Here is a 23,927-nt window from a genome sequence, read left to right on the forward strand (position 1 = left end):
ATAAGTTGCATCATTTGGTTACATTGATAGCCTTCACGAATCAATCTTTTCGAGTCCGCCATGGCCATCAACTTCGACCTCAACGACCTGCAAGCCTTTCGTGCGGTGGTCGAGCAGGGCAGTTTCCGCAAGGCCGCCGACACCGTGCGCCTGTCGCAACCAGCTTTGAGCCGACGTATCGAGAAGCTTGAAGACGCCCTCGGCGTAAAGCTGTTCGAGCGCACCACGCGTAAGGTCAGCCTGACCCAGGCCGGGCGTGGCTTCATGCCAAGCGTCGAGCGTTTGCTGGATGATCTGGATGTGGCGTTGCTGGGCATCAGTGAAGTCGCTTCGACCCGACTCGGTCATGTCACCGTGGCCTGCGTGCCGTCGGCGGCCTATTACTTCATGCCGCGGGTGGTCGCTCGCTATCACCAGCAGTTTCCGCGAATCAAGGTCAAAGTCCTCGACTCCAGCGCCCACGACGTGTTGAGCGCAGTGGTCAACGGCGAGGCGGATTTCGGGTTGAGTTTTCTGGGCACGCAGGATGCCAAAGTCGATTTCGAACCGCTTGTGCAGGAGTGCTATGTCGTCGCTTGCCGGCGCGATCACCCTTTGGCCGGACGCAGCAGCGTGACCTGGGACGAGTTCTATCAGCAGGATTACATCTCGCTGGACAAGACGTCCGGCAACCGTTTTCTGCTCGATCAGGCCTTGAGCAGCGTGGTGCCGCAGCGCCCGAGCATCTGCGAGACGCGGCATGTGACCACGATGATTGGTCTGGTGGAGGCGGGGCTGGGGGTGGCGGCGGTGCCGCTGATGGCGATGCCCGGGCCGGATCATCCGATCCTGACGCGGGTGCCGTTGACCGATCCGCAAGTGATGCGCAGTGTCGGCATCCTCAAGCGCCGGGGTCGCACGTTGACCCCGGCGGCATTGGAACTGGAGCGGCTGGTAGTGGAAATGAAAGTCCAGCCGCCAACGCTTAACGCTTGACCGAATCCAGCCCGGTGGCTTGCACGTCAGCCTGGGCGGCAGGCGCGGCAAGATAGTCGAGCAGGGCCTTGGCCTCTTTTGGATGCTGCGCGCCGACCGGGATGCCGGCGGCGAAGCGCGTCACCGACTGCACCGACTCCGGAATCTTGCCGACAAAACTCACCCCCGGCACCGGCAGCAATTCGCTGACCTGCTGGAAGCCCAGTTGGTAATCGCCGGTGGCAACCACCGAGCCGACCGGGACTTTCGGGATCATCTTCGCTTTCGGTTTCAGTTGATCCTCGACACCGAGTTTGTTGAACAACTCCTTCTCGATGTACACGCCGCTGGCGCTGTCGGAGTAGGCCACCGATTTTGCGTCGAGCAGGGTTTTCTTCAGGCTTTCGACGCTGCTGATGTCCGGCTTCGGCGCGCCTTCACGCACCACCAGACCGATCCGTGAATCCGCCAGTTCGACCCGCGAGGCCGGGTCGACCTTGCCCTGTTTGATCAGGTCATCGAGGGCGTAGCCGACCATGATCACCACGTCGGCGTGCTCACCGCGAGCGAGGCGATTAGGGATGGCTTCCGGCGCCTTGCCCATCGACGGGCCGAGTTGGGTGTCGAGGGTGTTGCCGGTGGCGGCCGCGAATTTCGGGCCGAGGATTTTGTAGGCGGCGGTGAAGCCGCCCGACGTCATCACATTCAGCTGTTCAGCATGGGCCAGGGCGCTGAAAGCGAAGAGGGCGATGGCGCTGAGATTGATCAGTTTTTTCAAGGTGATTGCTCCTTATGCGGCAACCGGTTGCAAACGGCCGCCTGCGCGGCGATAGAGGTACAACGTGGCGCACAACGCACACAGTGCGCCGACGCTCATCCAGTAACCCGGCGCCGCTTTGTCGCCGGTGTACTGGATCAGGAAGGTCGACATCGCCGGGGTGAAACCGCCGAAAATCGCGGTCGCCAGGCTGTAGGCGAGGGAGAAACCGGCTACTCGCACTTCCACCGGCATGATCTCGGTCAGCGCCGGAATCATCGCGCCGTTGTACATGCCGTAGATGAACGACAGCCACAGCAGCGACAGCAACATGTGACTGAAGCTCGGCGCCTGCACCAGGTACGACAGGGCCGGATAGGTGGTGGCCAGTGCCAGCAGCGCCATGGCGATCAGCACCGGGCGCCGGCCGACACGGTCGGACAACATGCCGCCAATCGGCAGCCAGAAGAAGTTCGACACGCCAACCAGCAAGGTCACCAGCAACGCATCGGAAGTGCTCAGGTGCAGCACGGTCTTGCCGAAGGTCGGCGCGTACACGGTGATCAGGTAGAACGCGGTGGTGGTCAGCGCGACCATCAACATGCCACCGAGCACCACGCCCCAGTTCTGGCCAAGCGTGCGGAACACTTCCTTCATGCTCGGGCGGTGTTTGCGTGCGGCGAACTCTTCAGTTTCCGCCAGGTTACGCCGCAGGAAAAAGATGAAGGGCACGATCATGCAACCGACGAAAAACGGAATGCGCCAGCCCCAATCGGCAACCACATCCGGCGCCATCCACGCGTTCAGCGCATAGCCCAAGGCTGCCGCGACGATGATCGCCACTTGCTGACTGGCGGACTGCCAAGCGGTGAAAAAGCCCTTGCGGCCAGGGGTGGCGATTTCCGACAAGTACACCGAAACACCGCCCAGTTCCGCACCGGCGGAGAAGCCTTGCAATAGCCGTCCGACCAGCACCAGCGCTGGCGCAAACAGACCAATGGTCTCGTATCCGGGCACCAGCACAATCAGGATCGTGCCGCTGGCCATGATCGACAGGGTGACGATCAACCCTTTGCGCCGACCGACGTCATCGATGTACGCACCCAGCACGATGGCACCCAGTGGACGCATCAGAAAGCCTGCGCCGAATACGGCAAAAGTCATCATCAGGGAAGCGAACTCACTGCTCGCCGGGAAGAACACCGCCGCGATCTGCGTGGCATAGAAGCCGAACAGAAAGAAGTCGAACTGTTCGAGGAAGTTGCCCGAGGTGACCCGGAAAATGGCGCCGGCCCGCGAGCCGCCGTGTGGGATTGAGGCTGTCATAGAAAAATCTCCACCGCTTTTATGACGTGCGCGACGTGGAAGCGGCGCACGGTTGTTATTGCGGCGGATGGTCGCGCAGCTGTAACAGGATGTTAATTGCATTGTTGGCATGGATTGATGTGCAAAACGGATCAATCCCCTGAAACACCACTTCCTGTGGGAGCGAGCCTGCTCGCGAAAGCGGTGGTTCAGGTAATGAAGATGCTGCATGTACCGATGTCATCGCTGGCAAGCCAGCTCCCACAGTTTTTGCGGTGTACCCGCTGTCCCTGCAACACCAAGCAAACCTGTGGGAGCTGACTTGCCAGCGATAGCGGCCTCACAGGCAACTACAATCCCTGGCCAGTCCACGCAAAAACAAGGAATGATTCCAGTCCTCCGCAGTCGGAGTTCAGGTATCACACATCTGAAGGAGGTTCACCGATGAACAGCAAAACCCTAATCGCCAGCCTGGCCCTGGTCGCCGGCATTGCCGGGATCAGCCCACTTGTTCAAGCGGCGCAAACCTCAAGCGAACCCACGGTCCAGTCGCCGACCAGCGACCGCGAATTGAAGGTCAACGACCGGGCTCCAGACATTTATCAGCGCAGCGACAAAGCGTTGAAAAACTGGAAACAGAAAGGCTTGAAAGCACCGGTCGATCAGGCGCAGTGGGTGCAGATCAATGACAAGTACGTGATGGTCATGATCACCAATGGCACCATTGTCGAGATGCAACCTGTCGAGCGTTAAGCACTTCGGTAACAATTGGCCATGGACGGTCGATTGCATTCGGGCGCTATTCGGGTAAAACGCGAAGGGCGTTTCGAGTGACTGGATGTCAGGAGCAATCGTTGGAAAAGAAACCGCTTTATCGCAAAGTAAATACCACTGCTCACAATGTCTGGCGCAACAATCAGGGCAGTCACTATCGGAATGAGCGTAATACCAAAGCCGAGAGGCGTAGCGAGGCGACGCGGGGTTCGATGCATGGAATCAAGCATCACGGCTACGATTACACGCCATTATTTCGCTTTCTGTTATCTCGCGTCGGAGGTAACTGGGATGAGATTTACAGTGAGGCGCTGGCGCGCCTTGATCGTCCGGAGCCAGTGTTCTGGATGGTGTCCATCCATGAAGATGATCGCGAGGACATTGTGCGACTGGGTGAGTCGAGCTACTTCAATGGCCTGTACGTCGATGAGCAAAAGCGTCTGCAAATCGTCAACCCGGACTTGAAGGCCGAGGAGATGAAACCCCATTGCCAGTGTTGCACCCATACTTTCAATGGCGTTGTGTTTGGCTTGCCTCCTGATTGAGTGTTTCCACTCGATAAACCGCCAATCATTGGTTAATGAGTTGCGAACAGCTGCCATTTCTGGGAAAACGCCCGCCAGTTAAGCAATTGAGTGAATGTCATGAATGATGAATTGCAGGTAATCGATCTTCAGGTGGGCGAGGGCAAGGCTGCCGTCAAAGGCGCGCTGATTACCACCCATTACACCGGCTGGCTGGAAGACGGCAGCGAGTTCGATTTTTCTCACAGCCGTGGCAAACCTTTCCAGTGCGTGATTGGCACGGGCCGGGTGATCAAGGGTTGGGATCAGGGACTGATGGGCATGCAAGTGGGCGGCAAGCGCAAGTTACTGGTGCCGGCGCACTTGGGCTATGGCGAGCGGACGATGGGCAAGATTCCGCCGAATTCGAATCTGGTGTTTGAGATTGAATTGTTGGAGGTTTTGACGCGGGAGGATTGAGGCGGATGCAGTAACGACATCGCCTCTTGGCCTAAGAATCCGAGCTGCCTTCAAGCCCAGTGCAGCGGTGCGGCCTGGGGGAAACAGATGTCTACTTCCAGTTTCGCTGCGGCCGACAGATTGACCAGCGCATCCAGAGAAAATTTGTCGATTTTACCGTTGAGTACGTCATTGAGGCGTGGCTGAGTAATCCCCAAGCGCTTGGCGGCTTCCTTCTGAGGAAGCTCCCAGGCACGAACCGTCTCGCAAAGCGTGCGCATGAGTTTGGCCCGCAGGCGCATGTTGGCCGCGTCCTGCGGCGTGTCTTCCAGCGCGTCCCAGATGCTTGAGAAATGCTGGGAAGGGTGTTGATGATCCTTCATGGCTTAACCTATTTCCTGGTATCTGGCGCGTGCCAGTTCTATATCTCGCGTTTCAGTTTTGCGAGTGGTCTTTTGCATGGCGTGCAGCACATAAATCGCGTCAGGCCGATTGACCACATAAAACACTCGAAACGCTCCTGAGTCTTCGGTGATTCTGATTTCATTGACACCCCGTCCTACGGTTTTCATGGGGCGCCAATCAAAAGGCTCGTCGCCCTGTTGCAACAGATCCAATTGAAATCCCGCAGCTCTGCGAGCATCCAAAGGAAAAGCTCTCAGATCCTTGAGTGCACTTGCGACAAACACCACATCCTTGTGTCTTGGCATCGACTTCTCCTTTGTTGAAAGGATAAGCGTAATGGCTCCGACGAAAATGCGTTGCGGCGGTGTGTTGCAAAGAGTGGCAGAGGTCACCTATCAGCAGGCTATATCGAAACCGATATAAATCAAGCTTGATTTTCTTTATCTGATATTCGGTATCGACATCGCCAGTTTGCTTCTACAGGGGATTAGAGCAGGGCACGCGTATCATGAGCCTCAACCCCAAGCGCTGAGCCACAGTGCCTAAGGCTGTGCCGCGCTGAACAGTGGAATCCGCCCATTGAGCGATGGGCGGTAATGCCACGTCAGTTGTTGCAGATTCACACCCTGATCAAGGATTTCTCTGACAGTCGCAGCGGCAATGCTCAGCGCCAGCGTCTGCCCCGGACACTGATGCCGGCCGCTGCCAAAGCTGAAACTGCCCCGGTCAGGACGATCCAGCAGAAACCGCTCGGGCTCTGCATTCAACAATGGATCGCGGTTGGCCGAGGCCAGCAGTACCAGAATCACCTCTCCGGCCTCGAGCCGCACGCCATCGATCTCGCAAGTCTGCGCGACAAAGCGCCGAGTGTTCTGCACTGGCGGATCAAAGCGCTGAACCTCGGCCAACAGTGCGTCCACTGAGGCATGGCGCAATTCGGGCTGACGTCGCAGCGCAATCAGTGCATTGCCGATCAGTCCCGCACTGGCCTCGAACGTCTGCGAACAGAGACCGATCAGGTTGGCGATCAGGGTTTCTTCGTCTCCTGTAAATCGCTGCTCGATCGCCTTGAGCAACTCGCTATCGGCTTCGGCCAGCAACTCGATGAAATAGCCGTGCAATTGCTCCGCCGCCGCATGCGCCGCCGCCAGTTGCAGGTCATTGCTCAGCGGCGACAGGCAGGCGACGAAATCCGCGGTCAGCTCACTGATTGCCCGGCCTTGCGCCGGGGAGAAGCCGAGCAGCGCCGCGACCACGCACACCGGGCCGCGAAACATCGCCTTATATAAGCCGTCGGCGTCCGCTGTAATCAAACGCGCGGCCACCAGTGCGCGTACTTGCTCCTCATCTATCAACTGCAGTGACGGCTCGATTGCCGCACGCGGACAGCGCTGACGTTCGCCATCGTTCATCCGCATCAACTGCCCGAACACCTTGCCGGCCAGCCCCGAGGCAATCGCCTTGGGCACCGGTTCCTGCAACGGTCGCACCCGACAATCGGCATGCGTCAGCACCGCACGCACCGCTCGGGCGCTGCTGGCGACCCACAGCTTCAATCCATGATCAAAGGTCAGTCCGCCCTCGGCGCGCAGTTTGGCGTAGTAGGGGTAGGGATCGGCATGCGTCGCAGCGATGATCGGGTCCATGGTTCACAGCCTTGTCGTCGGGAAAGTGATGCGAGTATCTTCAGTCCGCAGCGACGACGATTCGTCGGGGAGCGAAATATGCACGCAGAACATCAAGACATCGGCGTTTCGCAGGTGGCGGCCGCCATCGCCGAACCGGCACGCACGAAAATTCTCTGCTCGCTGATGGACGGCCACGCCCGCACCAGCACTGAATTAGCGGCCGTGGCGGAAGTCAGCGCCTCCACCGCCAGTGCACATCTGGCCAAGCTCAAGGATCTGGCACTGGTGCGCCTGCACGTGCAGGGCCGCCATCGTTATTACAGCCTCGCCGATCAGCGCGTGGCTCAGGCGCTGGAAGCGTTGATGGTGATCGGACAGAACGCCGCACCTAGCTTCAAGCCGCACACCCCGGATCGCCTGCAATTCGCCCGCACCTGCTACGACCACATGGCCGGCACGCTGGCGGTGTTGCTCCACGACCGTTTGCTCGAGGCGGGGTGGCTGGTGGAAACCGACGAGCGGGTTTATCGCTTGAGCGGCACCGGCGACGCGTTGTTTGCGAGCTTGGGAATTGAGGTGCAGGACTTGAGTACCTTGCGCCGCAAGTTTGCTTGCCCGTGCCTGGACTGGAGCATGCGCCGGCCGCATCTGGGCGGTTCGTTGGGCGCGGCGTTGTTGCAGATGGCATTGAAACGCAAGTGGGTGACGCAGGATCTTGATAGTCGGGCGTTGGCGCTCACCGTGGCGGGGCGAAAGGAAATGGGTATGCGGTTTGGTCTTGAGTTGCCTTTAGACGCGAAGATCAAAAGATCGCAGCCTGCGGCAGCTCCTACAGGAAGTGTGCACATTTGAAAAATGTCGACTGTTGCGAATTAATGTAGGAGCTGCCGAAGGCTGCGATCCTTTGATCTTGAGCTTCTGCCCGACGAGGTGCGCTTCTGGCACCTTGTAACCCCGTGCTCGGACCTATACTGTATATCCACACAGTAAAGAGCCCGCGCCATGCAAATCATCGACAAGCTCAGCATTCTCGCCGACGCCGCCAAGTACGACGCCTCCTGCGCCAGCAGCGGTGCGCCCAAGCGCAGCTCCGAAGGCAAGAGCGGGTTGGGCTCGACTGATGGCATGGGCATCTGCCACAGCTACACGCCGGACGGCCGTTGCGTGTCGCTGCTGAAAATCCTCCTGACCAATTTCTGTCTCTACGACTGCCAGTATTGCGTCAACCGCCGCTCCAGCGATGTGCCGCGCGCACGCTTCACCCCCGAGGAAGTGGTCACGCTGACCCTGGATTTCTATCGGCGTAACTGCGTCAGCGGGCTGTTTCTCAGTTCGGGGATCATCCGTTCGGCGGACTACACCATGGAACAACTGGTACGCGTGGCAAAGCTGTTGCGCGAACAGCACGAGTTTCGCGGCTACATTCACCTCAAGACCATTCCCGAGGCCGATCCGGCATTGATCGAGGAGGCGGGCCGTTACGCCGATCGCCTCAGCGTCAATATCGAACTGCCCACCGACGCCAGCCTGCAAACCCTGGCGCCGGAGAAGCAGATCGGTTCGATCAAGCAGGCAATGAACACCATTTACACCGGCGTACAAACGGTGCTCAACGAACCGCGTTCGGCGAAGTTCGCCCCGGCCGGGCAAAGTACGCAAATGATCGTCGGCGCGGATGACACCGACGACAGCACGATTTTGCACAGCGCTCAGTCGCTGTATGGCAACTACCGCTTGCGGCGCGTCTACTATTCGGCCTTCAGCCCGATTCCCGACAGCCCGAAAAGCGTGCCACTGGCCGCGCCACCGCTGATGCGCGAACACCGGTTGTATCAGGCCGATTTCCTCTTGCGCAGTTACGGCTACAGCGCCGATGAGCTGCTCAAGGGCCCGGGTAATCTAGCGCTGGACATCGACCCGAAACTGGCTTGGGCGCTGCAGAATCGCGAGGTGTTTCCGCTGGACCTGAATCGCGCCGAGCCGTCGCTGATCGCCCGTATCCCCGGCATCGGCCTGCGTACCACCGAACGTCTGGTGCAATTGCGCCAGCAACGGCGCATTCGCTACGAAGATGTGGCGCGCATGCGTTGTGTGCTGGCCAAGGCCAAGCCGTTCATCATCACCAGCGACTACCACCCGCAACAGGCCGAAGTCACCAGCCACATGCTCTATCAGCAACTGCGCGACCGGCCGCAGCCGCAGCAGATGGGGTTGTGGGGATGATCAATCTCGATTGCGACGACCTGTTCGACACCTGGCGCCAGCAGGCACGCTGGCTGCTCAGCCATGAAGTCGACCCGAGTCTGGTGAGCTGGGCGGCGGAAGGGGTGAGCGATCTGTTTGCCAGTGACGTTTCGGTACCGGAGGGGCAGGGGCCGTTTCAGGCACGCATCCCCCGTGCACTGCTCGACACCCTGGAGCAAGCCGCGCGCTACCGGGGCGACCAGCGCTGGAGTCTGTTGTATGAAGTGCTGTGGCGAGTCAGCCATGGTGATCGCACGGCGATGATGGCCGGCGACAAACTCGGCAGCGAGTTGCAGCGGCGGATCAAGCAGGTGCAGCGCGAAGCCCACCATTTGCATGCGTTCGTGCGTTTCATCGAGCGCCTGCAAGGTCAGCCAGGCCCACAATACGTCGCGTGGCACGAACCGGCCCATGACATCCTGCACAGCGCCAGCGAACATTTCATCGGGCGCATGGGCCGGCATCGCTGGTTGATTGCCACGCCGCGTGACGGGGTTTATTACGATGGCGAACAGTTGATTCATCAGCGCCAGTGCCCTGTGGAATGGCAGCAACTGGCGCAGAACGTCGATGATCCGCACGGCGAGTTATGGCTGACGTACTACAGCCACATCTTCAACCCGGCGCGGTTGAACGAGAAGGTCATGCAAGGGCATTTGCCGGTGCGGTTCTGGAAGAATCTGCCGGAAGGGGAATTGATCCCCGGGTTGATCACCCAGGCGCGGATGGGCAAACAGCAAAATGGTCAGGCCAGCGGAATAGCCGCGCGAGCCGGCAAGCGAATTGCCTTGAAACAGAATGAGCCTGAGCAGGTCGATCAGCGGGTTGCCGACGCCATCAGCAGACCAAAACCGACAAAGGTCACCCCCGAGACTTTTGCCGCCAGCCAGGATCCTTTCGGGCTCGACAGCCAGCCTTTGGCCGCATTGGCGAGCAGGGCGTAGCTGCCGTGCACCAGAATTACCAGCACCGCGTAAGAGGCCACCAGTTTGAAGAACTGCGGGTAAAAAGCCTGTTCAGTGTCGATGAACTGCGGGAATACGGCCAGAAAGAAGAAGATCGCTTTCGGATTGAGAAACTGCAGGGACGCGGCTTCGAGAAAACGGTAGCCCGGACGAGAAGGGCGAACCTGCTGCAGGCTACGGAAACGATCTGAACGCCAGCTCTTGAAGCCCAAGTACAACAGGTATGCAGCTCCGGCGTATTTCAGCACGGTAAACGCCTCGGCCGAGGCGCTGAGGATCAATCCGACGCTGGTGGCACTGAGGGCAGCCACCACGAAAGCGCCCGAGGCGATGCCCAGAATGCCGGGTACTGCGCCGGTCCAGCCCAGGCGCACGGCGTTGGACAGGGTCAGCACCACGCCCGGGCCGGGGCTCAAAATGGTCAGGGCGGCGAACAATACAAAGAGTCCGTAGCTGTGCATGATGTTGCTCCGTCGAATCGCGTATCTGCGTGCGGGCAGATTGGCGTGGCGGCAACGCGCTGACAAACGCTTTAAATGCAGTGCATATGTGACTAAATTAGACCCATGAAAAATTCACTTCCCCCGCTCAATGCGGTTCGCGCCTTCGCTGTGGCTGCTCGTCATCAGAGTTTCAGCCTGGCGGCCGACGAGCTGCATGTCAGCCATAGTGCGGTCAGCCGCCACGTCAAACTGCTTGAAGAACATCTGGGCGTTTTGTTGTTTGAGCGGCGCATCAGGCAGTCGCTGCTGACGCCGGCGGGTGAGCTTTTTTATCAGCAAGTCAGCGCCGGTCTGGCGCAGATTGCCGACGCCGCTGCCGAGTTGAGGCGACAGGCAGCGCGGCCGACGATCACGATCAATGTCCGGCCGTCCTTCGCCTTGTTATGGCTGACGCCTCGTTTGGCGGACTTTTCGGTGCAGCATCCGCACATCGACACCCAGGTCGTCACGCAGACCCAGTCGCCGAATCCGGCCCGCGACGATTTCGACATTGTCATCCGCCGGGGCCGTGACGATTGGGCGCCGACGCTGGAGGCGCACGCGTTGTTCGAAGATGAATTGGTCATGGTCGCGGCGCCGGCATTGATTGAGCGACTGCCGCTGACAAATCTCGCCGGCCTCAGTGCGCATACCTTGCTGACCGTCAGGGCGCGGCGTGAAGACTGGCACCACTGGGCGAGGCATTTTGGCCAGAGTCAGAGCAGCACTCAGGTGATCCGTCAGTTTGATTACATGCACCGGGTGCTGGAAGCGGCCGTGGCGGGCGAGGGCATCGCGCTGTGTCCAACCACTTTGCTCGGCACGCATTTGTCGAGTGGTCGCCTGATCTGCCCTTTGCCCGAACTGCGCATGCCGCTGCCACGCTATTACTACGGTGTTGCCCCGCAAGCGTCGGCGCACACCGAAGTGTTCATTGACTGGCTACAGCAACAGCGTCCATGAAAAAGCCCCCATCGATCACTCGATGGGGGCTTTTGTGCATCAGCAGCCGTCAGATCAAACCTTGACGATCCAGCCCGCTGGCGCTTCGATGTCGCCGGTCTGTACGCCAGTCAGCTCTTTGTAGAGCTTCTGGGTGACCGGGCCGACTTCGGTTTCGCTGTGGAACACGTGCAGGTGGTCGTTGTAACTGATCCCGCCGATCGGGGTGATCACCGCCGCGGTACCGCAGGCGCCGGCTTCCTTGAAGTCCGAAAGTTTGTCGATCAGCACGTCGCCTTCAATCACTTCCAGACCCAGACGGGTTTTCGCCAGTTCGATCAGCGACAGACGGGTGATGCCTGGCAGCACGGATGGCGAGTTCGGGGTGATGAACTTGTTGTCGTGGGTGATCCCGAAGAAGTTGGCCGAACCGACTTCCTCGATCTTCTTGTGGGTCAGCGGATCCAGGTAGATGGCGTCAGCGAAGTGCGCTTTCTTGGCCTGGGAGCCCGGCATCAGGCTGGCGGCATAGTTGCCACCGACCTTGGCCGCACCAGTGCCTTGTGGGGCGGCGCGGTCGAAGCTGGAGATCTGGAAGTTGTGCGGAGTCAGGCCGCCCTTGAAGTAGGCGCCGACCGGGATCGCGAATACCGAGAAGATGAACTCCGGCGCGGTACGCACGCCGATGTTGTCACCCACGCCGATCACGAACGGACGCAGGTACAGCGCGCCGCCGGTGCCGTATGGCGGGATGAAGCGCTCGTTGGCGCGAACCACTTCCTTGCACGCTTCAATGAACTGCTCGGTCGACACGTGCGGCATCAGCAGGCGAGCGCAGCTGCGTTGCATGCGCGCGGCGTTCTGGTCAGGACGGAACAGGTTGATCGAGCCGTCCTTGCAACGATAAGCCTTCAGGCCTTCGAAGCACTGCTGGCCATAGTGAAGGGCAGTCGAGCCTTCGCTGATGTGCAGCACGTTGTCTTCGGTCAGGGTGCCTTTGTCCCACTCGCCATTGCGAAAGTACGACAGATAGCGTTTGTCGGTCTTGATGTAGTCAAAACCCAGCTTGTCCCAATTGATGCTTTCGTTACCCATGACACCCTCTATCACTGAACAACCGTCGAAACGGTTCAAGGCTTCTGACGTTTTTTTGGATGGGCACAACAATACTTCATTCTTGAGCGGTTTCGCAGCCCGGACTATCGGATGACAGACAGATAATTCCGGTTGCGCCTGAGAATTCGCGAGCAGGCTCGCTCCCACATTTGAAATGCATTCCCATTGTGGGAGCGAGCCTGCTCGCGAAGGGGCCATTACAGCCACCCACCATCACAGGTGCAACGCATGCCCCAAAGCACGCAACGCCGCTTCCTGCACCGCTTCACCCAGGGTCGGATGCGCATGAATGGTGCCGCCGATGTCTTCGAGGCGCGCACCCATTTCCAGGCTTTGCGCGAACGCGGTCGACAACTCCGACACGCCAACCCCGACCGCCTGCCAGCCGACAATCACATGATTGTCGCGCCGCGCGACCACCCGCACGAAGCCGCTTTTTGATTCCAGGGTCATCGCCCGGCCATTGGCAGCGAACGGGAAGCTGGAAACGATGCAGTCCAGCCCGGCAGCCTTGGCTTCGTCCGGGGTCTGGCCGACCACCACCAGTTCCGGGTCGGTAAAGCACACGGCGGCGATGGCGGTCGGGTTGAATTCGCGGGATTTGCCGCTGATCAGCTCGGCAACCATTTCGCCCTGAGCCATGGCGCGATGGGCGAGCATCGGCTCGCCGCTGAGGTCGCCGATGGCGTAGACGTTGCGCATGCTGGTCTGGCAGCGGCTGTCGATCTTGATCGCCGAGCCGTTCATGTCCAGGTTCAGCGCTTCAAGGTTCCAGCCCTGCGTATTCGGCTTGCGCCCGACTGCCACCAGCACCTGATCGGTTTCCAGATTGAGGGTGTCGCCGTTCGGGTCACGCACCTGCAAGGTGCCGTCGAAACCCAGCACGCTGTGCTTGAGATAGAGCTTCACGCCCAGTTGCTTCAGTGCTTCGTGGACCGGTTGGGTCAGCTCGGCATCGTAGGCCGGCAGGATACGATCCTGCGCCTCGACCACGCTGACCTCGGCGCCGAGCTTGCGGTAAGCAATGCCCAGCTCCAGACCGATGTAACCGCCGCCCACCACCACCAGACGTTTGGGCACGGACTTCGGCGACAGCGCTTCGGTGGAGGAGATGATCGGCCCGCCGATTGGCAGGATCGGCAGGTTGACGCTGGTCGAACCGGTGGCCAGCAGCAGATGCTCGCACTGAATCCGCGTATCGCCGACTTCCACGGTTTTGCCGTCGATGACTTTGGCCCAGCCATTGATGACCTGGACCTTGTTCTTTTTCAGCAGTGCGGCGACGCCGGTGGTCAGGCGATCGACGATGCCGTCCTTCCACTCGACGCTTTTGCCGATGTCGAGACTCGGCGCCGAAACGCTGATACCCAGCGCAGAATGCTGACTGTGATGTTGTGTCTGGTGAAACTGCTCGGCCACGTGAATCAACGCTTTGGACGGAATGCAGCCGATGTTCAGGCAAGTGCCACCCAGCGATTGGCCTTCGACCAGAATCGTCGAAATGCCCAGTTGTCCGGCGCGAATCGCCGTGACGTAACCGCCGGGGCCGCCGCCGATGATCAGCAGCGTGGTGTTCAAGGTTTGCATGGCGTCACTCCACAAACAGGGTTGCGGGTTGTTCGATCAAGCCACGAATGGCCTGGATGAAAAGCGCCGCGTCCATGCCGTCGACCACGCGGTGATCGAAGGAGCTGGAGAGGTTCATCATCTTGCGGATCACCACCTGGCCCTTGATGACCATCGGCCGTTCGACGATTTTGTTCACGCCGACGATAGCCACTTCCGGCAGGTTCAGCACCGGGGTGCTGACGATGCCGCCCAGCGCACCGAGGCTGGTCAGGGTGATGGTCGAACCAGACAATTCGTCGCGGCTGGCCTTGCCAGTGCGTGCGGCGTTAGCCAGACGCGAGATTTCCGCGGCGCTGTCCCACAGGCTGCGCGCTTCGGCGTGACGCACCACCGGCACCATCAGGCCGACATCGCTCTGCGTGGCGACACCGACATGCACTGCGCCGAGGCGGGTGATGACCTGGGCTTCGTCGTCGTAACGGGCGTTCATCTGCGGGAAGTCACGCAGGGCGACGACCAGTGCGCGGACCAGGAACGGCAGCAAGGTCAACTTGCCCCGGCTGGCGCCGTGTTTTTCATTCAGATACGCGCGCAGTTCTTCAATCGCGGTAACGTCGATTTCCTCGACGTAGCTGAAGTGTGCGGCACGCTGGGTGGCGTCCTGCATGCGCTGGGCAATCTTGCGGCGCATGCCGATTACTTGAATCTGTTCTTCATCGTGACGCTGGGCGTACGCGGCAGCTGCCGGCGCCGAAGCGTTCGACTGACCTTGCGCCAGATAGGCTTCGAGGTCTTCGTGCAGCACACGACCGGCCGGGCCGGAACCGCGCACCAGACGCAATTGAATGCCCAGATCCAGCGCATGTTTGCGCACGGCCGGCGAGGCCAGCGGACGTTCATCGGCCTCGCGGGCAACCATCGGGCCCTGGCAAACCGGTGCCGGGCGCGGCCCAGCAGCAGCGGCAGGTTTGCTCTCGGCAACTGTTTCAACTTTCGGAGCAGCAGGCGGCTCTTGCGCAGCAACCGGTGCTGGCGCGGCGGACTCTTTCAGATTCCCGGCGCCTTCAACTTCAATGCTGATCAGCACACTGCCGACCGCCATCACTTCACCCGGCTGACCGCCGAGCGCAATGACCTTTCCGTGCACCGGCGATGGAATATCGACCATTGCCTTGTCGGTCATCACGTCCGCCAACACCTGGTCTTCAACCACCAGATCGCCAACCTTGACGTGCCACTGCGACAGTTCGACTTCTGCGATGCCTTCGCCGATGTCCGGCATCTTGATAACGTGCGTGCCCATTCAGACCTCCATGACCCGTTTCAACGCCGCGCCCACTCGGGACGGCCCTGGGAAATACGCCCACTCTTGCGCGTGCGGGTAGGGGGTGTCCCAACCGGTAACGCGTTCGATCGGCGCTTCCAGGTGATGGAAGCAATGCTCTTGCACCAGCGACACCAGCTCGGCGCCAAAACCGCAGGTACGGGTGGCTTCGTGCACCACCACGCAGCGACCGGTTTTCTTCACCGACTTGACGATGGTTTCCAGATCCAGCGGCCACAGGCTACGCAGGTCGATGACTTCGGCGTCAACGCCACTTTCTTCAGCGGCAACTTGCGACACGTACACGGTGGTGCCGTAGGTCAATACGGTCACGTCCTTGCCCGGACGAGTGATCGCGGCGACGTCCAGCGGCACGGTGTAGTAACCGTCCGGCACCTGGGCTTGCGGGTGTTTCGACCACGGGGTTACCGGACGGTCGTGGTGGCCGTCGAACGGGCCGTTGTACAGGCGTTTCGGCTCAAGGAAGATCACCGGATCATCGTTTTCGATGGAGGCGATCAGCAGGCCTTTGGCGTCATAAGGATTGGACGGCATCACGGTGCGCAGACCACAGACCTGAGTGAACATCGCCTCGATGCTCTGGCTGTGGGTCTGGCCGCCGTAGATCCCGCCGCCGCACGGCATGCGCAGGGTCATCGGCGCGGTGAACTCGCCGGCCGAGCGATAACGCAGGCGCGCCGCTTCGGAAATGATCTGGTCGGAAGCCGGGTAGACGTAGTCGGCGAACTGAATCTCGGCCACCGGGCGCAGGCCGTAAGCGCCCATGCCCACCGCAACACCGACGATGCCGCTTTCGGAGATCGGCGCGTCGAATACCCGCGAGGTGCCGTACTTGGTCTGCAGGCCTTCGGTGCAACGGAACACGCCGCCGAAGTAGCCGACGTCCTGACCGAACACCACCACATTGTCGTCACGCTCAAGCATCACATCCATGGCCGAGCGCAGGGCCTGGATCATGGTCATGGTGGTCGTGGTCATGGCGGTTTCCAACTGAATATTGTTGTTGTGATCGTTCATGTCAAATCCCCAACTGCTGACGCTGGCGCTTCAAGTGCTCCGGCATCTCTTTGTAGACGTCTTCGAACATGGTTGCGGCGCTTGGAATCTGCCCGCCGGCGAGGGTGCCGTACTGTTCGGCCTGTTTCTGCGCGGCAATCACTTCGGCTTCGAGCTCGGCGCTGACGGCGGCGTGCTCTTCTTCCGACCAGTGGCCGACCTTGATCAGGTGCTGCTTCAGGCGGGCAATCGGGTCGCCCAGCGGGAAGTGGCTCCAGTCATCGGCAGGACGGTATTTCGACGGATCGTCGGAGGTCGAGTGCGGGCCGGCGCGGTAGGTGACCCATTCGATCATGGTCGGGCCGAGGTTGCGCCGGGCGCGTTCGGCAGCCCAAGCGGAAGCGGCGTAGACCGCGTAGAAGTCGTTGCCATCGACGCGCAGCGAGGCGATGCCGCAACCGACGCCGCGTCCGGCGAAAGTGGTGGCTTCACCCCCGGCGATGGCCTGGAAGGTCGAGATCGCCCACTGGTTGTTGACCACGTTGAGGATCACCGGCGCGCGGTAAACGTGTGCGAAGGTGAGGGCGGTGTGGAAGTCCGATTCGGCGGTGGCGCCGTCACCGATCCACGCCGAGGCGATTTTCGTGTCGCCCTTGATCGCCGAGGCCATGCCCCAGCCGACGGCTTGAATGAACTGGGTGGCGAGGTTGCCGGAGATGGTGAAGAAACCGGCGTCCTTGACCGAGTACATGATCGGCAACTGCCGGCCCTTGAGTGGATCGCGCTCGTTGGACAGCAGTTGGCAGATCAGGTCGACCAGCGGCACTTCGCGGGCCATCAGGATGCTTTGCTGGCGGTAGGTCGGGAAGCACATGTCGTCGATGTTCAAGGCCAGGGCCTGGGCGCTGCCGATGGCTTCTTCGCCAAGGCTCTGCATGTAGAACGACATTTTCTTCTGACGCTGGGCGACCACCATGCGGTTGTCGTAGATCCGCGTCTTGAGCATGGCGCGCATGCCCTTGCGCAGGATCTCGACCGGCACGTTTTCAGCCCAGGGGCCGAGGGCGTTGCCCTGGTCGTCGAGCACACGAATCAGCCCGCGCGCCAAGTCGGCGGTGTCGGCGGGTTCTACGTCAATGGAGGGTTTGCGCACCGTGCCGGCATCGGTCAGATGCAGGTAGGAGAAGTCGGTTTTGCAGCCTGGGCGGCCCGAGGGTTCAGGGACGTGCAGACGCAGCGGTTCATACGCTTGGGTCATGGCTTCTACGCTCGATCTTGTGAATTTCTTGTAGTGAGCTGGCAATCATTCTTGGGTGAAAGAAATCTTGTCCTACAACAATCATAGGCCCGGCCAAGAAGAATATTTCTCTCTGTTTCGTTGCGCTGGAGACGATTTGCAGATAGAAATTCTGCATAAACATAAAAAACAGGTGGTTTTGTCTCATGCGCAAACTGGACCGTACCGACATTGGCATTCTCAACAGCCTTCAGGAGAATGCGCGCATCACCAACGCCGACCTCGCGCGCTCGGTGAATCTGTCGCCGACGCCGTGTTTCAACCGGGTCAAGGCGATGGAGGAATTGGGCCTGATTCGCGAGCAGGTGACGCTGCTGGATGCCGATCTGCTGGGCCTGCACGTGAACGTGTTCATTCACGTCAGCCTGGAGAAACAGGTCGAGGAGGCGTTGCAGCATTTCGAAGAGGCGATTTCCGATCGCCCCGAGGTGATGGAGTGCTACCTGATGGCCGGCGACCCGGACTATCTGATCCGGGTGCTGGTGCCGACGATTCAGGCGCTGGAGCGGTTCATGATGGACTTTCTGACCAAGGTGCCGGGGGTGGCGAACATTCGGTCGAGTTTTGCCTTGAAGCAGGTGCGCTACAAGACGGCGTTGCCGTTGCCGGCGAATGGGTTGACCCTCGGGTCCTGAAAATCAAAAGATCGCAGCCTTCGTCAGCTCCTACACAGAGCACGCATAAACCGTGTTCCTGTAGGAGCTGCCGAAGGCTGCGATCTTTTGCTTCTAGAGCTTGTTGATCGGCACTTTCAAATAAACCACACCATTGTCCTCGGCGGGCGGCATGTTCCCCGCCCGCACATTCACCTGAATCGCCGGCAACAGCAGCGTCGGCATGCCCAGCCCGGCGTCACGCTTTGTCCGCATTTCGACAAACGCCGCTTCATCAATCCCGTCATGCACATGAATATTGCTCTTGCGCTGTTCGCCAACGGTGGTCTGGCACTGCGCGGCGCGGCCTTCGGGCGGGTAATCGTGGCAGACGTAGAGTTTGACACTGGCGGGGAAGGCCAGCAGTTTGTGGATCGAGTTGAACAGTTGGTGCGCGTTGCCGCCGGGGAAGTCGCAGCGGGCGGTGCCGACGTCGGGCATGAACAGCGTGTCGCCGACCAGAATCTGTTCGCCGTCGATCAGGTAAGCCATGTCCGCCGGGGTGTGGCCGGGCACATGCAGGGCGGTGGCCTTGAGGTTACCGATCATGAACGATTCGTTCGGTGCGAACAGGTGATCGAACTGCGAGCCGTCGACGCAGAATTCCGGTTCCAGGTTGAACAGCGCCTTGAACACGTTCTGCACCTTGCTGATCGACTGGCCGATCGCAATCTTGCCGCCCAGTTCGCGGCGCAGGTACGGCGCGGCGGACAGGTGGTCGGCGTGGGCGTGGGTTTCCAGCAGCCATTGCACCTGCAAGTGGTGTTCTCGGACGAAGGTGATGATTTTGTCGGCCTGCGCGGTGCAGGTGCGACCGGCAGCGCCGTCGTAATCGAGTACCGGATCGACGATTGCACACTGCCCGCCATCGGCTTCATAGACCACGTAGCTGTAGGTCGAGGAGGCGGGGTCGAGGAAAGCTTCAATCTGCGCGGGCATGGACACCAACCTGAACCAGGGAAATGGGTTGCAACACTTTATCTAAAAACATAATGTTCGCAGCTTAAGTGACGTTGAAGGCATCGTGCAAATGCAATCCAGTCTGACCGAATGTGAAGTCGCCCAGTTGCGGGCGTCCGCCTCCAAGGCCTGCGCGCTGCTCAAGGCGCTGGCCAATGAGGATCGCCTGTTGATCCTGTGCCAGCTGACCCAGGGCGAGCGCAACGTCGGCGAGCTGGAAAAAATGACCGGCGTGCGCCAGCCGACCCTGTCCCAGCAACTGGGCATCCTGCGCGATGAAGGGCTGGTGGCGACCCGTCGCGAAGGCAAATACATCTTTTACGGTCTGGCCAGTCCTGAAGTGATTCAGGTGATGAAGACCCTGTCCGGGTTGTATTGCGGAGCGGTGCTGAAAAGCCTGGGCCATCAATAAATGTCAGCCACCACACAATCTCTGTAGGAGTGAGCCTGCTCGCGATAGCGGTGTATCAGCCAACATCTTCATAGACTGACATACCGCTATCGCGAGCAGGCTCACTCCTACAATGGATTTGTGCGATGGCCGGAAATCCTTGCATGCAGCAATAAGGAACAAGCAATGAACGATCAACACTGGGGCCCATCCATCAGTGCCGATATCGTGGTCATCGGCGGTGGCACCGCCGGCATCGGCTTCGTCGCCAGTCTGCTCAAGCGTGATCCCACTCTAAAAGTCACCGTGATCGAGCCAAGCGCCCAGCACTACTACCAACCGGCGTGGACGCTGGTCGGCGGTGGCGCCTACGACGTCAAGGACACCGTGCGGCCGATGAGCAAAGTGATGCCGCGTCAGGCCACCTGGATTCAGGCGGCAGTGACTGCGGTTGATCCCGACGCACGTCAGCTCACGCTCAACGATCAACGCCGCGTCACTTACCAGAACCTGATCGTCTGCCCCGGCCTGCGGCTGGCCTGGGAGAAGATCGAAGGCCTGCAGGAAAGCCTCGGTCAGCACGGCGTAACCTCCAACTACAGCTATCAGCACTCGCAGTACAACTGGGATCAGGTGCAGAAACTGCGCGGCGGCAAGGCGTTGTTCACCCAGCCGGCGATGCCGATCAAATGCGCCGGCGCGCCGCAGAAGGCGTTGTACCTGTCGTGCGATCACTGGCGCAAAACCGCTGTGCTGAACAACATCAATGTCGAATTCAACCTGGCCGGCGCCGCGTTGTTCGGTGTCGCGACCTTCGTCCCGCCACTGATGAAGTACATCGAAAAGTACAACGCGCAACTGGCCTTCAACTCCAACCTGGTCAAGGTCGACGGCCCGGCGAAAACCGCGTGGTTCGAGATCAAGGACGCCGACGGCAACCTCACCACACAGGCGAAAACCTTCGATCTGCTGCACGTAGTCCCGCCGCAAGTCTCGCCGGATTTCATTGCGCAAAGTGCGCTGGCCGACGCTGCCGGCTGGTGCGAAGTCAATCCGCATAGCCTGCAACATCCGCGTTACCCCGAGGTGTTCGGCCTCGGTGATATCTGCGGCACCAGCAATGCGAAAACCGCTGCGGCGGTGCGCAAGCAGGTCGTGGTGGTCGCGGAAAACCTGCTGGCCCTGCGCAAGCAACAACCGCTGCCACTGAAGTACGACGGCTACGGTTCGTGCCCGCTGACGGTGGAGAAGGGCAAGGTGATCCTCGCCGAGTTCGGGTACGGCGGGAAGTTGCTGCCGACCTTCGCCCTCGATGCGACCGTGCCGCGCCGCTCGGCGTGGTTCCTCAAGGCGACGCTGCTGCCGTGGTTCTACTGGAACGGCATGCTCAAGGGCCGCGAGTGGCTGACCGGTTTGTCCAAAGTCGACTGAGAACTCCCTATGCTGCTGGCAAGTCTGTTTGGCGTATTGATGGGGCTGATTCTCGGGCTGACCGGGGCGGGTGGCGGAATTCTCGCGGTGCCGGCGCTGGTGCTTGGCCTCGGCTGGAGCATGACCCAGGCCGCGCCCGTGGCGTTGTTCGCCGTCGGTAGTGCGGCGGCAGTCGGGGCGATCGACGGTTTGCGCCATGGTCTGGTGCGCTACCGCGCGGCGCTGCTGATCGCCGCGCTTGGCGCGGTGTTTTCGCCGCTGGGCATCTATTTTGCGCACCAGTTGCCGGAGAAGATCCTGATGATCCTCTTCAGTCTGCTGATGGTCATGGTGGCCTGGCGCATGCTGCGCCGTGAGCGTGCGCAAGAGGGGCCGAGCGACCACGGCCACGCGAGCTGGGGGCAGAAAAACTGCATGCTCAATGAGCAGACCGGGCGTTTCGACTGGACCGCCAAATGCACCGCGACCCTCGCGGCGCTGGGGGCGGTGACCGGCGTGGTTTCGGGCTTGCTTGGCGTCGGCGGTGGCTTCCTGATCGTGCCGGCGTTCAAGCAACTGACCGATGTGCAGATGCGCGGGATCGTGGCGACGTCGCTGATGGTGATCAGCCTGATTTCGGCGATTGGCGTGATCGGCTCCTTCCATGCCGGAGTGCGCATCGACGCTCAAGGTGCGGCGTTTATCGTGGCCAGCATCGTCGGCATGATCATCGGCCGCAAACTCTGCGCGCGGGTGCCGGCGCGGACGTTGCAGGTGGGGTTTGCCAGCGTGTGTCTGCTGGTGGCGGGGTATATGTTGTTGCGTGCCTGAATGTTGGCAGATCAAAAGATCGCAGCCTTCGGCAGCTCCTACAGGAATCGCATTCCCATGCAGGAGCTGTTGAGTGAAACGAGGCTGCGATCTTTCAGGCTGTTACAACACCAGATGCGGTAGCCACAGGGAAATGGCGGGGATGTAAGTGACCAGCATCAACACCAGAAACAGCACCGCATAAAATGGCAGCAGCGCCTTCACGGTGCTCTCGATACTGACCTTGCCCACCGCCGAACCGACAAACAGCACCGCACCCACCGGCGGTGTTATCAGCCCGATCCCGAGGTTGACCAGCATGATCATGCCGAACTGCACCGGGTCGACACCGATGCCGAGAATCACCGGCATCAGGATCGGCGTCAGGATCAGGATCAGCGGCGCCATGTCCATCACCGTGCCGAGCAACAGCAGCATGACGTTGATGCACATCAGGATCACGTAGCGGTTGTCCGACAGGGTCAGGAACAGCGTGGTGATTTTCGCCGGAATCTGCATCAGGGTCATGATGTAGCCGAAGCTCGCGGCGAAGCCGATCAGGATCATCACGATGGAAATGGTGCGTACCGTGCGGTGCATCAGCTTCGGCAGTTCACGCCACTTGTAGTCGCGGTAGATGAACATGGTCACGAAGAACGACCACAACACGGCGATGGCCGCCGATTCCGTAGCGGTGAAAATCCCCGAGAGGATGCCACCGAGGATGATCACCATCGCCATCAGGCCCCAGAGGGCTTCGCCGACGATTTTCAACGCCTGGCGCATCGGGATGACTTCACCTTTGGGATAGTCGCGTTTTTTCGCGAAAATCAGGCACAGCACCATCAGGCAGGCGCTCATCAGCAACCCCGGCACGATGCCCGCCATGAACAGCGAGGCAATCGAAACCGTACCACCGGCGGCCAGGGAGTAGAGCACCGAGTTATGGCTGGGTGGCGTGAGCAGGGCTTGCACCGAGCCGCTGACGGTCACCGCGGTGGAGAAATCCCGAGGATAGCCCTTGCGTTCCATTTCCGGAATCAGCACCGAGCCCACCGACGCGGTGTCGGCCACCGAGGAACCGGAGATCGCGCCGAAGAAGGTCGAAGCAACAATGTTGACCAGCGACAGACCACCGCGCACAAAACCCACCAGCACCCCGGCACACGCCACCAAACGCCGGGACATGCCGCCCTCGGCCATGATCGCGCCGGCCAGGACGAAGAACGGAATGGCCAGCAGCGAGAACTTGTTCACCCCCGACGCGACCTGAATCATCACCGCCTGGAACGGGATGTCGATCCACCATGCCCCGATCAGCGCGGCGGCGCCCAGCGCATAGGCGACTGGCATGCCGATGAGGATCAACAGGATAAAACTGCCCAGCAGAATCAGAGCGTCCATTAAGCGCCACCTTCACTTTCTTCAACCAGATCGAACTGCACGACCCGCCGTTTGCTCTGGTCACCGAGCAAGAGTTTTTCCAGGACGAAAACCAGCGTCAGCAAGCCGCCCACGGGAATCGGCAGATAGGTCACGCCAACCCGCAGATCGGGCAGGGCCGCCATGAACTGGTTCCAGGTGGACATGCACAACTTGGCGCCCCAGATGGTCATGAAAATGCAGATCGACGCCATGAGCAGTTGCGAGGATATCGCCGCCGCAGATCTGAGTTCCGGTGGCATGCGGTCGGTGAGCATGGCCACGGCCATGTGCGCGCCGGCGCGGTAACTGGCGGCGGCACCGATGAAGGTGAACACCATCATCAGCAGGATCGCCGTCGGCTCTGGCCAGCTCGAACCGGTGCCCAGCACGTAGCGGGCGAAGACGCCCCAGGGAATCATCAGGGAAATCGCCAGGACGGAAAGGCCGGCGACCCAGATGCACGTCATGTAGATCTTGTCGTTGATACGCAGCAGTAGATTCTTCATCGGGTTCCACCGTAACCGGGCGCGCCTGAGT

The 23,927-nt window shown here is 60.4% G+C and carries 25 protein-coding genes and 1 pseudogene; 12 read left to right on the forward strand and 14 right to left on the reverse strand.

From position 1 onward, the window contains the following. Positions 1-60: 60 nt before the first annotated feature. Positions 61-975 carry a LysR family transcriptional regulator gene (locus HDC30_RS10190; protein WP_183782733.1) on the forward strand — a complete coding sequence of 305 codons (915 nt, stop codon included), beginning with the start codon at positions 61-63 and terminating at the stop codon, positions 973-975. Here HDC30_RS10190 and HDC30_RS10195 read toward each other — a convergent pair. Together HDC30_RS10195 and HDC30_RS10200 are read right to left on the reverse strand one after the other, a co-directional pair. Then, positions 965-1,732 carry a substrate-binding domain-containing protein gene (locus tag HDC30_RS10195; protein WP_183782735.1) on the reverse strand — a complete coding sequence of 256 codons (768 nt, stop codon included), beginning with the start codon at positions 1,730-1,732 and terminating at the stop codon, positions 965-967. The genes HDC30_RS10190 and HDC30_RS10195 overlap by 11 nt on opposite strands. 12 nt (positions 1,733-1,744) lie before the next feature. Continuing rightward, positions 1,745-3,037, reverse strand: coding sequence for an MFS transporter (locus HDC30_RS10200; protein ID WP_183782737.1), 1,293 nt, complete (start codon positions 3,035-3,037; stop codon positions 1,745-1,747). A gap of 423 nt (positions 3,038-3,460) precedes the next feature. Between HDC30_RS10200 and HDC30_RS10205 the strand changes: the two genes are divergently transcribed. The 3 genes from HDC30_RS10205 to HDC30_RS10215 all read left to right on the forward strand — a co-directional run bounded on the left by HDC30_RS10205 (position 3,461) and on the right by HDC30_RS10215 (position 4,773). Next, positions 3,461-3,769, forward strand: a complete 309-nt coding sequence (locus HDC30_RS10205) for an RcnB family protein (RefSeq protein WP_027613230.1) — start codon at positions 3,461-3,463, stop codon at positions 3,767-3,769. A 101-nt stretch (positions 3,770-3,870) separates the two neighbouring features. Continuing rightward, positions 3,871-4,335, forward strand: a complete 465-nt coding sequence (locus tag HDC30_RS10210) for a hypothetical protein (RefSeq protein WP_115990137.1) — start codon at positions 3,871-3,873, stop codon at positions 4,333-4,335. A gap of 99 nt (positions 4,336-4,434) precedes the next feature. Further along, complete coding sequence (locus HDC30_RS10215) at positions 4,435-4,773, forward strand: FKBP-type peptidyl-prolyl cis-trans isomerase (RefSeq protein ID WP_183782748.1); 339 nt, start codon at positions 4,435-4,437, stop codon at positions 4,771-4,773. A gap of 50 nt (positions 4,774-4,823) precedes the next feature. Here HDC30_RS10215 and HDC30_RS10220 read toward each other — a convergent pair whose 3' ends face one another. The 3 genes from HDC30_RS10220 to HDC30_RS10230 all read right to left on the reverse strand — a co-directional run bounded on the left by HDC30_RS10220 (position 4,824) and on the right by HDC30_RS10230 (position 6,803). Next, positions 4,824-5,135, reverse strand: coding sequence for a helix-turn-helix domain-containing protein (locus tag HDC30_RS10220; protein WP_095139682.1), 312 nt, complete (start codon positions 5,133-5,135; stop codon positions 4,824-4,826). Between the two features lie 3 nt (positions 5,136-5,138). Next, entirely contained in the window at positions 5,139-5,462 is a 324-nt protein-coding gene (locus HDC30_RS10225; RefSeq protein WP_027613227.1) for a type II toxin-antitoxin system RelE/ParE family toxin, read from the reverse strand. A 237-nt stretch (positions 5,463-5,699) separates the two neighbouring features. Further along, positions 5,700-6,803 (reverse strand): cytochrome P450, encoded by a 1,104-nt coding sequence (locus tag HDC30_RS10230; protein WP_097088025.1) that lies wholly within the window; start codon positions 6,801-6,803, stop codon positions 5,700-5,702. 78 nt (positions 6,804-6,881) lie between these two features. On the opposite strand from HDC30_RS10230, the gene HDC30_RS10235 reads away from it, so the two are divergent. From HDC30_RS10235 to HDC30_RS10245, 3 genes and pseudogenes are all read left to right on the forward strand, one after another. Then, positions 6,882-7,637: a helix-turn-helix transcriptional regulator gene (locus HDC30_RS10235; RefSeq protein WP_097088022.1), complete on the forward strand. Its 756-nt coding sequence runs from the start codon at positions 6,882-6,884 to the stop codon at positions 7,635-7,637. Positions 7,638-7,787: 150 nt separating this feature from the next. Further along, complete coding sequence (locus HDC30_RS10240) at positions 7,788-9,008, forward strand: putative DNA modification/repair radical SAM protein (protein ID WP_047601560.1); 1,221 nt, start codon at positions 7,788-7,790, stop codon at positions 9,006-9,008. After that, positions 9,005-9,823, forward strand: a pseudogene (locus tag HDC30_RS10245) (TIGR03915 family putative DNA repair protein); the annotation flags it as partial. The gene HDC30_RS10240 and the pseudogene HDC30_RS10245, both read left to right, overlap by 4 nt. A gap of 23 nt (positions 9,824-9,846) precedes the next feature. On the opposite strand, the gene HDC30_RS10250 reads toward HDC30_RS10245, so the two are convergent. Continuing rightward, entirely contained in the window at positions 9,847-10,455 is a 609-nt protein-coding gene (locus HDC30_RS10250) for a LysE family translocator (protein WP_183782749.1), read from the reverse strand. Between the two features lie 105 nt (positions 10,456-10,560). Here HDC30_RS10250 and HDC30_RS10255 point away from each other — a divergent pair, with 105 nt between their 5' ends. Continuing rightward, positions 10,561-11,439: a LysR substrate-binding domain-containing protein gene (locus tag HDC30_RS10255; RefSeq protein WP_183782750.1), complete on the forward strand. Its 879-nt coding sequence runs from the start codon at positions 10,561-10,563 to the stop codon at positions 11,437-11,439. Positions 11,440-11,493: 54 nt separating this feature from the next. On the opposite strand, the gene HDC30_RS10260 is transcribed toward HDC30_RS10255, so the two are convergent. From HDC30_RS10260 to HDC30_RS10280, 5 genes are all read right to left on the reverse strand, one after another. After that, positions 11,494-12,513, reverse strand: coding sequence for a branched-chain amino acid aminotransferase (locus HDC30_RS10260; protein ID WP_027613221.1), 1,020 nt, complete (start codon positions 12,511-12,513; stop codon positions 11,494-11,496). 234 nt (positions 12,514-12,747) lie between these two features. After that, positions 12,748-14,121 (reverse strand): dihydrolipoyl dehydrogenase, encoded by a 1,374-nt coding sequence (lpdA, locus tag HDC30_RS10265; protein WP_183782751.1) that lies wholly within the window; start codon positions 14,119-14,121, stop codon positions 12,748-12,750. 4 nt (positions 14,122-14,125) lie between these two features. Further along, complete coding sequence (locus tag HDC30_RS10270; RefSeq protein ID WP_183782752.1) at positions 14,126-15,406, reverse strand: dihydrolipoamide acetyltransferase family protein; 1,281 nt, start codon at positions 15,404-15,406, stop codon at positions 14,126-14,128. After that, positions 15,407-16,465 carry an alpha-ketoacid dehydrogenase subunit beta gene (locus HDC30_RS10275; RefSeq protein WP_003224000.1) on the reverse strand — a complete coding sequence of 353 codons (1,059 nt, stop codon included), beginning with the start codon at positions 16,463-16,465 and terminating at the stop codon, positions 15,407-15,409. It abuts the gene before it with no gap. Between the two features lies 1 nt (position 16,466). After that, a complete protein-coding gene (locus HDC30_RS10280; RefSeq protein WP_003224001.1) occupies positions 16,467-17,702 on the reverse strand; it encodes a 3-methyl-2-oxobutanoate dehydrogenase (2-methylpropanoyl-transferring) subunit alpha in 1,236 nt (411 codons plus the stop codon). 185 nt (positions 17,703-17,887) lie between these two features. Here HDC30_RS10280 and bkdR point away from each other — a divergent pair, with 185 nt between their 5' ends. Beyond that, complete coding sequence (gene bkdR, locus HDC30_RS10285; RefSeq protein WP_027613216.1) at positions 17,888-18,376, forward strand: Bkd operon transcriptional regulator BkdR; 489 nt, start codon at positions 17,888-17,890, stop codon at positions 18,374-18,376. Positions 18,377-18,469: 93 nt separating this feature from the next. On the opposite strand, the gene HDC30_RS10290 is transcribed toward bkdR, so the two are convergent. Further along, positions 18,470-19,333: an MBL fold metallo-hydrolase gene (locus HDC30_RS10290; RefSeq protein WP_183782753.1), complete on the reverse strand. Its 864-nt coding sequence runs from the start codon at positions 19,331-19,333 to the stop codon at positions 18,470-18,472. A gap of 91 nt (positions 19,334-19,424) precedes the next feature. On the opposite strand from HDC30_RS10290, the gene HDC30_RS10295 reads away from it, so the two are divergent. From HDC30_RS10295 to HDC30_RS10305, 3 genes are all read left to right on the forward strand, one after another. Beyond that, the gene (locus tag HDC30_RS10295; protein WP_007965280.1) at positions 19,425-19,766 is read left to right on the forward strand and encodes a helix-turn-helix transcriptional regulator; all 342 of its coding nucleotides are present in this window, start codon (positions 19,425-19,427) and stop codon (positions 19,764-19,766) included. Positions 19,767-19,931: 165 nt separating this feature from the next. Beyond that, positions 19,932-21,176, forward strand: coding sequence for an FAD/NAD(P)-binding oxidoreductase (locus tag HDC30_RS10300; protein ID WP_183782754.1), 1,245 nt, complete (start codon positions 19,932-19,934; stop codon positions 21,174-21,176). 9 nt (positions 21,177-21,185) lie between these two features. Continuing rightward, entirely contained in the window at positions 21,186-21,986 is an 801-nt protein-coding gene (locus tag HDC30_RS10305; protein WP_183782755.1) for a sulfite exporter TauE/SafE family protein, read from the forward strand. Between the two features lie 102 nt (positions 21,987-22,088). Here the strand turns inward: HDC30_RS10305 and HDC30_RS10310 are convergent, their stop codons facing one another. Both HDC30_RS10310 and HDC30_RS10315 read right to left on the reverse strand, forming a co-directional pair. Continuing rightward, positions 22,089-23,369, reverse strand: coding sequence for a TRAP transporter large permease (locus HDC30_RS10310; protein WP_027613212.1), 1,281 nt, complete (start codon positions 23,367-23,369; stop codon positions 22,089-22,091). Beyond that, on the reverse strand, positions 23,369-23,896 hold the full coding sequence (locus HDC30_RS10315; protein WP_183782756.1) for a TRAP transporter small permease: 528 nt from the start codon (positions 23,894-23,896) through the stop codon (positions 23,369-23,371). The genes HDC30_RS10310 and HDC30_RS10315 overlap by 1 nt, the downstream gene beginning before the upstream one ends. Between the last annotated feature and the right edge of the window lie 31 nt (positions 23,897-23,927).

This window comes from Pseudomonas sp. JAI115 (genome assembly GCF_014200835.1).
Lineage (GTDB): Bacteria > Pseudomonadota > Gammaproteobacteria > Pseudomonadales > Pseudomonadaceae > Aquipseudomonas > Aquipseudomonas putida_A.